Source organism: Pontibacter amylolyticus (genome assembly GCF_014638845.1).
Lineage (GTDB): Bacteria > Bacteroidota > Bacteroidia > Cytophagales > Hymenobacteraceae > Pontibacter > Pontibacter amylolyticus.
Map to the genome: position 1 here is coordinate 161651 of NZ_BMFP01000006.1, position 15221 is coordinate 176871.

Here is a 15221-nt window from a genome sequence, read left to right on the forward strand (position 1 = left end):
ATGGAGAAGTTAACTTATACCAATGATGTTACGCTTGAGGAAGCAATTAGGCTGCTCGATAAAAATGGTAATGGGTTTCTCCCTGTAGTAGACACTGATAACATCTTGATCGGAATCATTACTGATGGGGACTTGAGGAGAGCAATTCTTAATAAGAGCTTTGAAGTGGAAAGCTTAATAAATAGAAATCCAGTTGTTGCTTCATGTTTGACTCCTCATAAACAAGTGAAGCAGCAACTAAGGAAGTTGCATAGAAGGCATATGCCTTTAGTTGATGAAAATAAAAGACTTATTGAAGTAGTTATTCTTGATGATTTTGAGGTAGAACCTAAGCCGAATTGGGTTGTTATTATGGCAGGTGGCTTGGGGAGTCGTTTAGGTAATTTGACGAAAGACACTCCTAAGCCAATGTTAGAAGTTGGAGGTAAGCCCATACTTCAAGGAATAGTAGAGCACTTCAGATCACAGGGATTCCACAAATTTATATTCTGTGTCAATTATAAATCGCATGTAATTGAGAACTACTTTGGCGATGGTAAGAAATTCGGTATAGAAGTTATCTATACCAAAGAAGAGAAAAAGCTAGGTACAGCTGGTGCATTAGGCTTGATTGATTTTGATTTGAAGTTTCCCTTTTTTGTTGTTAATGGTGATGTGCTGGCAACTATAGATTATGACGATTTTTTAAATTATCATATAGTAAGCAAAGCTGATGCAACAATGTGTGTAAAGAGATACCAACATGAAGTTCCCTATGCATGTGTTGAATTTAATGATGAAAATTCTCTTTTAAGCTTGAAAGAAAAGCCTAAGTACAGCTATCATATTAATACAGGAATGTATGTATTAAATCCTGAAATAGTTGAGTGGATTCCCAAAAAATGTTATTATGACATGCCTACTCTATTTGAAGATTTAGTACTTCATGGTATGAAGAAGTTAAAAGTTTTCAATACTGATGAGTATTGGCTTGATATAGGAAAGCCAGAGGACTATGAAAAGGGAAAAAGCGATTTAGAATTACATGTAAAAGCTAATGGCTAAAAAACAGGTCGTTCTACTAAACTTTAACTATAGTAGAAAGCAATGGGTTAACCTGCTAAAACCTATTTTTACTGAAGAGTTTGAAATACATTGGATAAGCAAAGTGTCTCCTAAAGAAGAGAACTCTCCACTTATTAAAGGGCACACTTTCCACTATTGGGATAGTTACTCGAATGGTTTTGAGGTGATTGATTCTATTTCTCCTCAAGCAGTTATATTTATGGACATCTCCAGCGGATTATCTATATCATTGAATTATGCAGCTAAAAAGCGAGGTATTAAAACACTTTATTTGCAGCATGGTATTTTCAATGAATACGCGGATTACATGCTTTTAGAAAATCTCCAAAAGCAGAACAAGAATTTATTAGACAAAGATTCGGCCAAGAGTAAATTTAGTACTTTCCATTTTTTAAAGAAAACTTTAGGGTTTGAGGGACTACTTTATAACCTTCAAACTATTATATATCTCTTGATAGCTAGGAAAAGAAGTTACAGAAAAGCAGCTAAACTAATTAAAGATAAAAATCGGATACCGAGTTATTATCTATGCTATTCATTGAAGAACGCTCAAATACATGTACAATTAGATGGAGAAGGAGTTAAAGATAAAGTTAAAATAGTTGGTAATCCTGAACTAGAGCAATTTTTTGAAAAGAGTCATAATACTCTAAACCTGCAAAATAAATTTCAGAACTTCTGCCTACTTATAGATCAACCATTATCCGGAGGAGATTTGGGAGAATCATTCATTACAAGAGAGAAGCACATCCAGTTATACATAGCACTTGCTGAGAAAGCAAAAAGTGCTGGTATGAAGCTAGTAGTGAAACTACACCCCGGGAACTTTAAAGAGGACTGGCATCCTGTTCATGATAATATTATTTGGATAAGAGAGGAATATTCTATCATAGAACTGATAAAAGAGGCAAAAATTTGCTTTGGTGTCTACTCTGCAGCCACGATACTTTGCTTTTTAAGTAAACCAACAGTTTTGATAAAGTTCTTTGACTTGAAGAGGTTTTCTTATATCGAAGAGAATAATTTGGCTCAAGTAGTTACTTTTGAGGAATTGCTAAATGATGAACTGTTATTACCAAAGTTAAATAGTCAAAATGCATTTGAAGTCTCTTCCAAAGTGCTGCAAGATTATGGTTGGTATGGAAACCCAATATATAATCAAACATTAAGGAAGAGCTTGATAAGTGATATAACTGACAAATTGTAGCAATAAAATATAGAGTTAATTTTAGCATATGAATTTCAAAGATAAAGCGATTCTTATTACCGGAGGTACGGGATCATTAGGTAAAGCTTTAACCAAGCATATCTTAGAAACCCACTCAAATGTTAAGCGTTTGATTATCTTTTCAAGAGATGAGCAGAAGCAATTCATGATGGCCCAGGAGTTTCCACAAGATAAGTATCCTCAGATACGCTTCTTTATTGGTGATGTAAGGGATTATGATCGGGTGAAGAGGGCATTGAAAGGCGTTAACTACGTAATTCATGCCGCTGCTATGAAGCATGTGCCAATAGCAGAGTATAACCCGATGGAGTGCGTGAAGACAAACATCCTTGGTGCAGAAAATATCATTAATGCGTGCCTAGAAACTGAAGTTGAGCGTGTAGTGGCATTATCTACTGACAAGGCAGCTGCCCCAATCAACCTATATGGTGCTACCAAATTAGCTTCAGATAAATTATTTGTAGCTGCCAATAACATAAAAGGCTGGAATCCAATTCGATTCTCGGTGGTCCGTTACGGTAATGTGATGGGTTCGAATGGTTCTGTTATACCATTCTTTTTAAATAAGAAGAAAGATGGTGTACTCCCTATCACTGACACAACGATGACAAGGTTTAACATCAGTTTACAAGGTGGTGTAGACATGGTAATGCATGCTCTAGAAACTGCCTGGGGCGGTGAAATTTTTGTACCAAAGATTCCATCTTATAAAATCACTGATGTAGCAGAGGCTATTGGTCCTGAGTGCGAGAAAAAAGTGGTAGGTATCAGGCCAGGGGAGAAGATACACGAAGAAATGATTACTTCTTCCGACTCTTACTATACCTATGACCTTGGAAGATATTATGCCATAGTTCCGGCTATACCAAGATGGAATGTTGAGGACTTTATAAAGCAATTTGACGCTAAAAAAGTGCCCGCGGGCTTTCAGTACAACTCCGGTGAGAACACGGAGTGGGTGTCTATTGGGGAGCTGAGAGAGTTGATTAAGGAACACGTAGACGAGACTTTTTCCGTATGCTAACTAATCCCATTCCCTACGGCCGCCAGCACATCACCGAGGACGACATCCAGGCGGTGGTGGAGACGCTGCAGTCTGATTTCCTGACGCAGGGCCCGAAGGTGGCGCAGTTCGAGGGGGCCTTCGCCAAGTATGTGGGGGCAAAGTATGCCGTGGCGGTGAGCAACGGCACGGCCGCGCTGCACCTGTGCACCTTGGCGCTGGGTGTGAACGAGCAATCAAGGGTGATCACCTCGCCCATCACCTTCGTGGCCTCGGCCAACTGCGTGCGCTACTGCGGCGGCACCGTCGAGTTCGCCGACATCGACCCTGCCACAGCCCTGCTGGACGTGGAGAAGGTGCGGCAGCTAGTGGAGAGCAAGCCCCGCGGTTACTACGCCGGCATCATCCCGGTGGACTTTGCCGGCAACCCGGTGAACCTAGAGACGTTCCGCCAGCTGGCCGACGAGCACGGCCTGTGGCTCATCGAGGACGCGGCCCACTCCCCGGGCGGCTACTTCCTCGACAGCCAGGGCGAGAAGCAGCATTGCGGCAACGGCCGCTATGCGGATTTGGCCATCTTCTCCTTCCACCCCGTCAAGCACATCGCCACAGGCGAGGGCGGCATGGTGACCACCAACGACGAGGAGCTGTACCAGAAGCTGCTCCTGTACCGCACCCACGGCATTACCCGCGATGCGGAGCTGCTGGAGGAGCACCACGGCGGTTGGTACATGGAGATGCAGGAGCTGGGCTACAACTACCGCATCCCCGACATGCTCAGCGCCCTGGGCCTCTCGCAGCTGCAGCGCGCTGACGCAGGCCTGGCCCGCCGCAGGGGCATCGCCAAGGTATACTACCACGCCTTCGCCGGCGTGGCCGGCATAGAGGCGCTGTCCACGAACCCGGCCGCGCTGCACGGCGAGGAGACCGGCCACGCCTACCACCTCTACGTGATCAGGGTGGCGGACCGCAAGGGCCTGTACGACTTCCTCAGGAAGCACAACATCTTCGCGCAGGTGCACTACATCCCGGCCCACACCATGCCCTACTACCGGGGCCTGGGCTACAGCGAGGGCGATTTCCCGGCGGCCGAGCACTACTACAGCGAGTGCCTGAGCCTGCCGATGTACTCCTCGCTCTCGCAGCAGGAGCAGGAGTTTGTGATTGAGAGGGTGAAGGAGTTCGTGCAGCGGTGAGTGTGGTAGGTAACCTACGGAAACTGATTTTAGGCACCGCCCAGTTCGGACTGGACTACGGCATCAGTAATGTGCATGGGCGGCTGGCACAGGGCGAGGTAGTGGCTTTACTTGGTAAAGCTGCGGAGGCAGGCATCACTACTCTGGATACAGCAGCAGCCTATGGCGAAAGCGAGGCAAGCATCGGCATGGCCTTGCATGGCTCCGGCTCTTTCAGGATCATCACGAAGTATCCTCCCAACGCACCGGGTAAACCCACAGAACATGCTTTGGGGGAGTCGCTGCAGCGGCTGGGGCCGGGAAAAATTTACGGTTACCTCCTGCACAGCTACAGCACCTATCAGAACAAGCCGGCCGTGTTGGCTGAGCTTCAGGACCTAAAGGCGCAGGGCAAGGTGGAGAAGATCGGGGTCTCGCTCTATCATCCTGAAGAGGCTGTAGCGCTCTTACACGCCGATGCCCCCATAGACATCGTGCAGTTTCCCTACAGCGTCTTTGACCGCCGGTTCGAGCGTGTCCTTCCGGACTTACGCAGCAGGGGCATAGAAACGCACGCGCGCTCTATTTACCTGCAGGGCCTGTACTTTATGGGGCCGGATGCTATTCCTGTGCACCTGCAAAAGGCAGCTCCGAATGTAAAAGTGCTACAGCAAGTGGCGGCCAAGTATGACCTGCCGCTGGGCGCTATGCTGATGGGCTTTGTGCTGCAGAACGCAACCATCACAAACGTGGTTGTCGGTGTGGAGAGCCTGCAGACACTGGAGGAGAACATCGCCTTCACCACCACGCAACTATCAGAAGAGCTTATACTCTCGCTTCAGGATTTTGAGGAGCGGGACGAGAATATTATTTTACCTTACAACTGGGCAAAAGCATGAGCGCAAACGTGAAAACCTTATTTAACCTTGCTGGAAAAGTTGCTCTGGTAACCGGCGGCTACGGCCATCTGGGCACAGCCGTTTCGGAGGGGCTGGCAGAGGCCGGGGCAAGCGTCTATGTGCTGGGCCGGAGCAAGGAGAAATTCGCAGAGGCTTTTCAGCAAGAGGGGCATACTTCCATCCGGTTCCAAGAGTGCAATATTTCACTTACCCAAAGCATAAAGGATGCCTTCGCAGCCGTTGCGTTAAAAGAAGGCCGACTGGATGTGCTGGTAAACAATGCCTTCTACTCCAAGGGGCAAAACCCGGAAGCCTTAACCGATGAGGAATGGGCTTTTGGCATCGACGGCAACCTGAACAGCGTGTACCGCTGCATCCGGGAAATTGTGCCACACTTCAAGGCCAAAGGTGGCAGCATCATCAACGTGTCCTCTATGTACGGCATGGTCTCTCCAGACTTCAGCATCTACGACGAAAGCCCCGCTTTCCTGAACCCGCCGCACTACGGTGCTGCCAAGGCTGGCGTGCTGCAGCTCACGCGCTACTTCGCCTGTTATTTGGGCAAGTACAATATCACCGTCAACGCCGTCACCCCGGGTCCGTTCCCGAGTGAACAGGTGCAGCAGAACGAGGCCTTTGTGGAGCAACTGAAGAAGAAAAATCCATTGAACCGCATCGGCAGACCCGATGACCTGAAAGGGGCTTTCGTGTACCTGGCCTCAGATGCCTCGGCTTTTATGACAGGCCAGAACATGGTGCTGGATGGAGGGTGGATGGCATGGTAACAGTTGGCGCCATCGTACAGGCTCGGTTAGGTTCGGAGCGTTTGCCTAAGAAGGCCTTGCTGCCGCTGCCCTTTAGCGGTGGTCCTACCCTGCTGCAACATGTGGTAACGCGCGCAAAGGCAGCGCAATGCATAACCACGGTTGCCGTAGCTACTACAAAAAGACCTGCCGATGATGCCATCCATACCTTCTGCCAGGATAAACAGATAGACTTCTTCAGAGGCTCGGAGGATGATGTGCTGGAAAGGTTCTACACTAGTGCTCAAAAGTATGAGCTGGACGTAGTGGTAAGGCTTACGGGCGACAACCCCTTCATCACGCCGGCGACCATAGACGAGGCTGTTACACAACACGTAGCTGCAGGTGCGGACTACACTATAACGGAAGGCCTTCCGCTCGGCACCAACATAGAGGTCGTTTCCTTTTCGGCGTTAGAACGCGCTGCCAATGAGGCGACTGAGGCTGCAGACCGGGAACACGTCACGCCGTACATCCGCAGGGAGCAGGGGTTTGAGAGACAAACTATCACGTGTATTTCTGCACTAAGCTCGCTGCGCCTCACCGTTGACTACCCTTCGGATTACGCGCTGGCCAACTTACTCTACGCCAAGCTATATCATCAAGACAAGCTCTTTAGCTTTGCCGATATTGAAAAGCTGTTGCAGGAGCATGGCTGGCTTGCCAACGTTAATACACAGAACCAGCAGCGGCAGGCATTTGCCTCCGAGGCCGATGAGTTTGAGAGCGCGGCCAAGGCATTGAAGGAAGGCGGCTATACCCGCGTGCTGCAAAAATTAGAGGGGGTACGAAGATGAACTCAAAGCCCCGGATCATTCTCCGTGCCGACGGCAATAGCCGCATCGGCTTGGGGCATGTGGTGCACTCGCTGGCCTTGGCCGAAATGCTGCGCCATGATTTTGAGTGCCTGTTTGCCATACAGGTCCCAAGCCACGAGCTGCAGGAGCAGATAAAGAAAACCTGCGACGCCGTCATTGTACTTCCAGCATGCAACCACGACGAGGACAGGTTTGCACATGAGCTTGACGCCTACATTACCAAAGACGTGCTGGTGGTGCTGGATGGCTACAAATTCAGTACAGCGTATCAGCAAAGTGTAAAGAACAAGGGCTGTCAGCTTTTCTGCATCGATGATATCCACAGCTATGTGTTTGTGGCGGATACCATACTGAACCAGGCTGGTGGCGTGGATGCGGCAAAGTATAAGACGGCCCCATACACTAGGGTTTTGATCGGCCCGAAGTACGCCTTGCTCCGCCCCCCCTTTCTACGGGCGGCACAGGAAGAGAGGACTTTCCCTGCGGGTGATGTGCGGGTTTTCCTCAACCTAGGCGGCGCCGACCCTTATGACCATACCATGCGGATCGCCATGGAACTGCAGCGCATGCAGGACATAGGCAAGGTGGAGATAATTATCGGCAGCGCTTACCAGCACCTATTCGAACTACAGGCATGGCTGCACCAGAATCCGAAGTTTAGCCTGCACCAGAACCTCAGCGCCGAGGAGATGTGTCAGCTGATGCAGACTTGCGCCGTCGCCATCACCTCTGCCAGCGGCGTGGCCTACGAGTATGCCTCTGTGGGCGGCTTGCTATTCGTACTACAGACAGCGGAGAACCAGGAGAACCTTTATACTTTTCTGACACAGAACGGCATTGCGCAAAAGTATGAACAACTGCAGCAAAGTATAAAAATTGACCTGATTACTGCATTTGAGCAGGCGGTAACAAGACAGTGGCTGTATTTCGATGGGAACGCCGGTGAACGACTGCGGCAAGTCTTCCAGAACATGGCTTTGGCGGCAAGTATAACCATGCGCAAGGCTACCGAAGACGACTTGATGCTTCTCTTCGGCTGGAACAATGACTCGGAGGTGCGAAAAAACTCCTTCAACCCAAAACCCATTCCCTTGGCTAACCACCAAGCATGGTTCATGGCCAGACTGAAAGACGAAGACACGTCCATCTATATAGCGGAAAGCGCCGGGGAGCCTGCGGCACAGATCCGCTTCAGCCTATCAGGGGGCACTGCCACCATCAGCTACCTCATTGCCGGCGGGTTCAGGGGCAAGGGGCTCGGGCACGTTGTGCTGCTGAAGGGTGTTGAGAAGCTAAAGCAGGACCATCCTCGTGTAACCCTGGTGGAGGGGCTGGTGCAGCGGGAGAACAACCCCTCGATCAAGGCCTTCGAGAGGGCTGGCTTTTCCTACGGGGAGCCAGACCCGGAGCACCCGGGGGCATATCGCTTCGTGCTGGGGCGAGACAAAAAGTAAAACGTAAAACAGAAGAACATGATCAACGATATCAACATCGCCGGCCGCATGGTCGGCCCAGATTATAAGCCCTTTGTCATAGCCGAGATGTCGGGCAACCACAACCAGTCGCTGGAGCGTGCCTTGGCTCTTGTGGATGCGGCCGCTGACGCCGGCGCGGATGCCATCAAGCTGCAGACCTATACCGCCGACACCATGACCCTGCCCGGCGCCCTCACCATTGAGGACGAGAACTCCTTATGGAAGGGACGTGAGCTGTATGACCTTTACAAGGAGGCCTACACCCCCTGGGAGTGGCACCAACCCATCTTCAAGCGGGCTAGGGAGCGTGGCATGATCGCCTTCTCCTCCCCCTTCGATGAGTCTGCGGTGGATTTCCTGGAAGAGCTCGGGGCGCCGGTCTACAAGATTGCTTCTTTCGAAAATACAGACCACCCGCTGCTGCGCAAGGTGGCCGCTACGGGCAAACCGATGATCATGAGCACTGGAGCCGCCACATTAACAGAATTGGATGAAGCCGTGCGGGTGCTCCGTGAGGCAAGCTGCGAGCAATTTATACTTTTAAAGTGCACGAGCACCTATCCTTCTACCCCCGAAAATACGAACCTCGCCACCATTCCGCACATGCGGGAGTTGTTCGGCGTGCAGGTGGGCCTCTCGGACCACACCATGGGGGTGGGTGCCGCCGTGGCGGCCGTGGCATTAGGCGCAACCGTTATAGAGAAACACTTCACCCTCAGAAGGGCGGACGGAGGCGTGGACTCGGCTTTCTCACTGGAGCCCGAGGAGCTGCATGCGCTGGTGGTCGAATCTGAGAGGGCGTGGCAGGCATTAGGCCATGTGCAGTATGGGGTGCTGCGGGCAGAGGAGAAAAGCCGCCTGTTCAAGCGCTCCGTGTACGCAGCCAAAGACATTGCCGCCGGCGAGGCCTTTACCAAAGAGAACATCCGCGTCATCCGGCCGGGTTTGGGCCTGGCACCGAAGCATTACGAGGAACTGCTGGGAAGGCCTGCATCGAAAGCTGTTAAAGCCGGAACGCCGCTCAACTGGGACCTGGTGTAGTCAATGGAAAAGTGGTACGCCATCTATAGCAGATAAAAAGACTGCCAAGGTAATATATTCTTACATTTGCTGGCCGACATTTGAGGCACTGTGTCTAGAGTATGTGAGGTGCCTTATGGTATTCTTCATTACTTTTGAACTGTATTACAATATAGGAAAGTGTTAAATAAGCTAAATATGATAATTATTTTCTGTGGCTGTAGTCTAACTATCGTGTAAACTGCTCATGATGGGTAACTCGACCTTTTAAAGGTATTAGATCAATAAGTATAATAAGCTTATTATAATATAGATTGAAAGTATATTTAACTTGAAAAATACAATAAAAAGGACTTCCTTTTACCTATTATTAGGTTTCTTGCCTTTAGCTTCAAATTTTTTAGTAGCTCCCCTTTTTACTAGAGTGCTTCCTCCTGTCGAATATGGATTAATAGCATTAGCTACATTGTTCCAAAACTATCTTACAGTTACTATTGATGTTGGTTTAAAAGGTGGGTTTAGCAGGTATTATTTTCGCTTCTATAAAAGTAGTAAAATAGTATCTACTTTGTTGTCAACCACAGTTATAGCTTTAGTGGCAATAGCTCTGATAACTTATACAGTCTTGCTATTTTTTGGGGAACAGTTGTTTCAATTAGTATTTGAGAACAAGCTTTTTACATTTAGCAGGTATGGGCACTATGTATTTATACTTAGTTTTAGTGCTCTTCTTAATGCAGTGGTACTTTCATACTTCCGAAATGGCGAAAATTTAAAATATTTTGCTATTCTTTCAATTAGCACGTTCGCATTAATGACTTTAGGTGCTGTAACAGGTGTATTAATTTATAAACAAGGTGCGTTAGGTAGTATTGTAGGTAAAATGGCTGGTTCAGGAATTATTGTTCTTGCTTTTCTTATTGCTTTCTACAAGAAGCATTCTTTGCGTTTTGAATGGAGGTTATTGAAACCTATGCTCAAATATGGTTTACCTCTAATTCCTTTTGGGCTTTTGGGTATAACAATTCAAAATCTAGATCGTTTTTTTATTGAAAGGTATTTTAATCTGCAGGTATTAGGCCAGTACAATGTAGCTTTTCTGATAAGTACTATTCCTTTCATATTGCTCAATGCTTTTCAATCATCAATTAATCCGGGAATACTGAAGTTGCTTGAAAATACCAAATCAAACAATAAAGTTAATGCCTATAAAGAAATAAGTGGAAACTTTAGGTTGATGATCTTTTTTATGGGTATAACATTATTAGCTATGATTACTTTATCAGGTGTAGTTGTAATGTTTTACGTAGGTGAAGAGTACAGAGAGATTATAAAATACCTCCCTATACTTATTTTAGCCTTTATACCTCTGATCTATCAAAGCATGTATAGCTTATTGCTATTTTATCATTACCAATCTAAACTTCTACCTTTACTTAGCCTGTTTACCTTAATTGTAGCCGTTGGTTTAAACATGTTGCTAATTCCATTATATGGTGTTTATGGAGTTGCATTTGCTGTGTTAGGTAAGAATATAGTATATGCGATTTGTACTTTTATTGCTGTAAAAAAGAAGGGTTTTTATGTGCCCGAAATGTTTGATTTAGGTAAAGTAAAAGCTATTCCGTTCGTAATTAGTGGATGTGGTTTGGTGGCATTTATTTTTATTTATATGTATCCCCAACTGTCGCATTTAATAACGGGAATTATAGGATCTCTTACTGGGGCTTTTCTGTTATTCTTCTTCAGAAGCGAAGTAATAAGTGTATTTACATCAGTTAAGATGAAATTTAATTTTTAAGACAAGAATGAGAGTACTTTATGCGCTATCCCACCTTGAAGATTGGGTTGGTTTCGCTTTAGAAATGAAGCAACATCATGGCTGGGATCCCCAATACTGGCTTTCAACTTCAGCGACGGATCATTTGATAGGTCATCACTTTCCTACCTGTAGAAGACATTCTTATACAGATATAATACGAGGTAAAAGCCCTTATGGAATAGATCTGTTTCAGCCATCATCCATTGATCAAAAAACCATTAGAGAGTATGCTTTCGAAATGGATCAAGCCATGAAGATGATGGATCGCTTAGATTCAGGAGATGCATTTTCATACAATGAGAGAAAAAGCTTTTTGATAAAGATGCTTAATTATGCTCATAATGTATATTTTACCTTTAGACCTGAGTTAGCCGTCTTTACTGAGGTGCCTCACCATGCCGCACAATACATTTTGTATGTCGTACTAAAGCGATATGGCGTAAAGACACTTATGTTTAAACCTATCTTTGTTGGTGAATTAAGGCTACTAATATATGGTGATATTTATGATAATCCCTTCGACACTCTGAATGCTTTTTCTCTTAATACAGGACCCTCAGAGAGTGAACTTGCGTCTATAAAGCAGTATATTGCGAAATTAAGAGGAGATTATGGTGCTGGTATTCCTGAGTATATGATGAAACAACAGAAAACGTCAGGATATGTTAGTACTATATATAAAACCTTTTTTCATTTATTAAGACAGGGGAGTGTTAAAAATCTGCTTGATAGGGCCAAAACTACGAATGTTCTAAAGTTGAAGGATAAAAGGCTGGAGGAATCATTGCCAAGTCGAGCAGATTTATATTGGATCAAATTAAAAGGGCTAAAAAAGAAGAGAGAACTGAGACATGAATATAGAAAGCTATCAATTGAAAGACCAAATCTAGATGTTCCATTTGTGTTTTTTCCTTTACATTATCAGCCTGAGAGAACAACCTCTCCGGATGGAGGAGTATATGTGGATCAATTTTTAGCTATAAGTTTACTACGGAAAATATTGCCAAATGAAGTTAAGATATATGTAAAGGAACATACTTCTCAGTTTCACCCAAAGATGGATGGACATTTGGGACGTTCTGTATATCAGTATTATGAAATTAAAGAATTATACAATGTAGAATTAATTTCAGACTCTTTGCAATCCTTTGAATTGATAGATAAAAGTATCTGCGTTGCTACAGTAACGGGTACTATAGGTATTGAGGCTGTTGCTAGAAAAAAAGCTGCTCTGATTTTTGGGCCAGGTTGTTGGTACAGGTCACTTAAAGGTACTTTTTTTATAGATGATGAGGAATCATTGAAGGTTGCAACAAAGAAAATATTTGAAGGAATGGTAATTGAGGAACAAGATCTTCTTGATTTCTTGATCAAATTACATACAATAACATTCAAAGGTAAGCTTACTCCTGGTTCCAATAGCATTAATTCTGAAAGAAATATTTCTGCACTTGTTAAATCTGTAGAGCTATACGTAGCAAGAGTTTTTCAAAATGATTTTTCTGAGGATCATGCACTGTAGTGAGGCTGTAATTCTTTAAGTTGATTTAATTTTTCGTAGTAATGACTGTTGCCGTAGTAAAAGATGAAAGAACTTCGAGAAGTATAAAAAGATATACAAGTCTCATAGAGGCAATTGATAACTATGAAACCTACACGATTCCAAAATCAAAGTATCGCTTATATTCACTTGTGCACAAATACCTAGTAATTCCAGCAAAGCTGGCTTTTTCTAAGCATAAAAAAATAATTTTACCATCAGAGAGATATAGTTATTTGTTATTGTTTCTTCACCATAAAAAAGTGTTTATTGTATGCCATGATCTACATGATTTGATGGATAAAAGCTCTTCTTGGTGGCGAAGATGTTTAGATAGGAATTTTATAAAACTTTTAAGATACTCCACAAAAATAATTTGTGTCTCTGAGCATACTAAAGAAGATTTAGCTAGAATTATTGAGGAGAGATTTCTTTCCAAGGTTACTGTAATACATAATCCCGTGGAAGAATTTTGGTTTGAGAATGTTCAAATAAATGACTCTAAATTTGCCGCGTTAAAGAAACGGCAGTTTATACTGCTTGTTGGTACTAATGCATGGTATAAGAACATAAGAGAAACTCTAAAGGCTCTTGCAAAAGTTAAGAGCAGTCTAATAGTTAGAGTAGGAGCAGTAGATCCAGACTTGCTCTCACTATTCGAAGAAGATCAACTAATTCAATTTAATGGTATAACTGAGAAGGAATTACAATGGCTATATCAAAATGCGGCTTTATTCTTATTACCTTCTATTCATGAAGGATTTGGATGGCCTGTTCTGGAAGCTATGGCATCAGGCTGTCCAGTTGTAGTATCCGATAGGGCGAGCATTCCAGAAGTAGCAGGAGATGCAGGTTTGTATTTTAGTCCATACGATATGGGTCAAATGCTAAAAAATATAAACAAGGTTCTATTGGATAGGGATTTACAACTTGAAATGTCTGAGAAGGGTAAAGCTATTGCATTCAAGTTTAGATTTGATATATATCAAAGTCGCTTTAGTAATGTGCTTAACAAAGAATAAATTTTTATAATACAAGTTATTTTGATTATCTTTTTAATATAGTGTTTCATGAAATTTTTTGAAGTTAGCTTGACTTCTCTACGTTTATATATAGTAGAGCAGAAAATTTCAATATGTTTATTATTAATATTTGAAAATGAAGGTTCTTTTTGTACAAAAAGAGGGTGGAATATTTGGAGCAGAAAATTACCAGCTTAAGATTATTCCAAGCCTTCTAAAAAAAGGGATTACTATAGAATTTTTAAGGCTTTATACTAAGTACCAAGGAGGAAAGGGAGGGGCTTTTATAGAAAAGCTTAATAGTCTAGGAGTTAAAACCTATGAAATTAATATCGGGAAATACCCTAGCTTCCCAAAACTTAAGGCAATAAAAAATATTATTGAGGAAGGGCAGTATGATTTAGTGCACACACATCTTATTCATGCGGACTTCTACTTATCATTAACCAAAGTCTTCTTTAGTTTACCGTGTAAATGGGTTTCAACAAAGCATGGGTATGATAATGAGTTTACAAGTCAATATGGTTTTGACCCTTCTAAGCAAAAACTCACACCCTACTTTTTAATATCTCGATTTGCAGAGAAAAGAAATGATAAATCATATACTATATCTCATGGCCTAAGAAATTTCTTTACTGAAACAGGTTTAGCAAAAGCCAATAAAATGGAACTCATTCATTATGGCTTTGATTTTCCCGAAGTGACAGAGGCTTGGATAGATAATAAATTTCGAATGTTCAAAAAGCAGGTTGTAATAGCAGGAAGACTAATTAAGTTTAAAGGCCATAGTAAACTTATTGAAGCTATTTCTGAATCAGTAAAAAAGGATAGCGAAATTGGTTTAGTAATTGTTGGTTCTGGTATATTAGAAGAGGAACTTAAGCAACAAGTTAAAATGCTCCAGATTGAATCTAACGTGCATTTTACTGGCTATAGTACAGAAGTGATTAAATATATGTACAATTCTGACTTGGTAGCAGTGCCTTCAATATCTGAGGGTTTTGGAGTTGTCTTCTTAGAAGCTTTCAACTGTAAAAAACCTGTTGTTGCTTTTGATGTACCAAGTGGGAATGAGTTGATGATTCATAAAAAAACAGGATATCTTGTTCCTGCCTATGATATACAAGCTCTAGGAAATCAGATTGTAGAGATCTTCAGTGATCAGAGCGAGGCAAATAAAGTGGGCGCTAATGCTTACCGACAACTTATAGATTATTATAATTTAGATAGAATGGTTGATGAGACTATAAACTTCTATCAAGGCGTTATTTAGTAATGGGTGAATCTGAATGGTTAGGTTTTTTTATTGCTACTATCTGGGTTATAGTTTTAACTTCATTATTAGTAAGAT

13 protein-coding genes are annotated in these 15221 nt (G+C 43.8%); all 13 read left to right on the forward strand.

From position 1 onward, the window contains the following. The 13 genes from IEV97_RS15850 (at nucleotide 1) to IEV97_RS15910 (ending at nucleotide 15143) form a co-directional block, all read left to right on the forward strand. A complete protein-coding gene (locus IEV97_RS15850) occupies nucleotides 1-1044 on the forward strand; it encodes a nucleotidyltransferase family protein (RefSeq protein WP_188502474.1) in 1044 nt (347 codons plus the stop codon). Continuing rightward, the gene (locus IEV97_RS15855; RefSeq protein ID WP_188502475.1) at nucleotides 1037-2272 is read left to right on the forward strand and encodes a polysialyltransferase family glycosyltransferase; all 1236 of its coding nucleotides are present in this window, start codon (nucleotides 1037-1039) and stop codon (nucleotides 2270-2272) included. Before IEV97_RS15850 ends, IEV97_RS15855 begins: the two co-directional genes overlap by 8 nt. A gap of 28 nt (nucleotides 2273-2300) precedes the next feature. Continuing rightward, a complete protein-coding gene (gene pseB / locus IEV97_RS15860) occupies nucleotides 2301-3317 on the forward strand; it encodes a UDP-N-acetylglucosamine 4,6-dehydratase (inverting) (RefSeq protein ID WP_188502476.1) in 1017 nt (338 codons plus the stop codon). Further along, the gene (gene pseC / locus IEV97_RS15865; protein WP_188502477.1) at nucleotides 3311-4492 is read left to right on the forward strand and encodes a UDP-4-amino-4,6-dideoxy-N-acetyl-beta-L-altrosamine transaminase; all 1182 of its coding nucleotides are present in this window, start codon (nucleotides 3311-3313) and stop codon (nucleotides 4490-4492) included. The genes pseB and pseC overlap by 7 nt, the downstream gene beginning before the upstream one ends. Nucleotides 4493-4494: 2 nt before the next feature. Then, nucleotides 4495-5370, forward strand: a complete 876-nt coding sequence (locus IEV97_RS15870) for an aldo/keto reductase (protein WP_188502478.1) — start codon at nucleotides 4495-4497, stop codon at nucleotides 5368-5370. Beyond that, the gene (locus IEV97_RS15875; protein WP_188502479.1) at nucleotides 5367-6155 is read left to right on the forward strand and encodes an SDR family NAD(P)-dependent oxidoreductase; all 789 of its coding nucleotides are present in this window, start codon (nucleotides 5367-5369) and stop codon (nucleotides 6153-6155) included. Before IEV97_RS15870 ends, IEV97_RS15875 begins: the two co-directional genes overlap by 4 nt. Beyond that, entirely contained in the window at nucleotides 6149-6970 is an 822-nt protein-coding gene (locus IEV97_RS15880) for a cytidylyltransferase domain-containing protein (RefSeq protein ID WP_188502480.1), read from the forward strand. Before IEV97_RS15875 ends, IEV97_RS15880 begins: the two co-directional genes overlap by 7 nt. Further along, nucleotides 6967-8445 (forward strand): UDP-2,4-diacetamido-2,4,6-trideoxy-beta-L-altropyranose hydrolase, encoded by a 1479-nt coding sequence (pseG, locus tag IEV97_RS15885; RefSeq protein ID WP_188502481.1) that lies wholly within the window; start codon nucleotides 6967-6969, stop codon nucleotides 8443-8445. Before IEV97_RS15880 ends, pseG begins: the two co-directional genes overlap by 4 nt. An 18-nt stretch (nucleotides 8446-8463) precedes the next feature. After that, nucleotides 8464-9507, forward strand: coding sequence for a pseudaminic acid synthase (gene pseI / locus IEV97_RS15890; RefSeq protein WP_188502482.1), 1044 nt, complete (start codon nucleotides 8464-8466; stop codon nucleotides 9505-9507). Nucleotides 9508-9817: 310 nt separating this feature from the next. Beyond that, nucleotides 9818-11287, forward strand: coding sequence for an oligosaccharide flippase family protein (locus tag IEV97_RS15895; protein WP_188502483.1), 1470 nt, complete (start codon nucleotides 9818-9820; stop codon nucleotides 11285-11287). Nucleotides 11288-11294: 7 nt separating this feature from the next. Further along, nucleotides 11295-12830 carry a hypothetical protein gene (locus tag IEV97_RS15900; RefSeq protein WP_188502484.1) on the forward strand — a complete coding sequence of 512 codons (1536 nt, stop codon included), beginning with the start codon at nucleotides 11295-11297 and terminating at the stop codon, nucleotides 12828-12830. Between the two features lie 41 nt (nucleotides 12831-12871). Then, nucleotides 12872-13870, forward strand: a complete 999-nt coding sequence (locus tag IEV97_RS15905; RefSeq protein WP_188502485.1) for a glycosyltransferase family 4 protein — start codon at nucleotides 12872-12874, stop codon at nucleotides 13868-13870. Nucleotides 13871-14006: 136 nt separating this feature from the next. Then, entirely contained in the window at nucleotides 14007-15143 is a 1137-nt protein-coding gene (locus tag IEV97_RS15910) for a glycosyltransferase family 4 protein (protein ID WP_188502486.1), read from the forward strand. The last annotated feature ends 78 nt before the right edge of the window (nucleotides 15144-15221 follow it).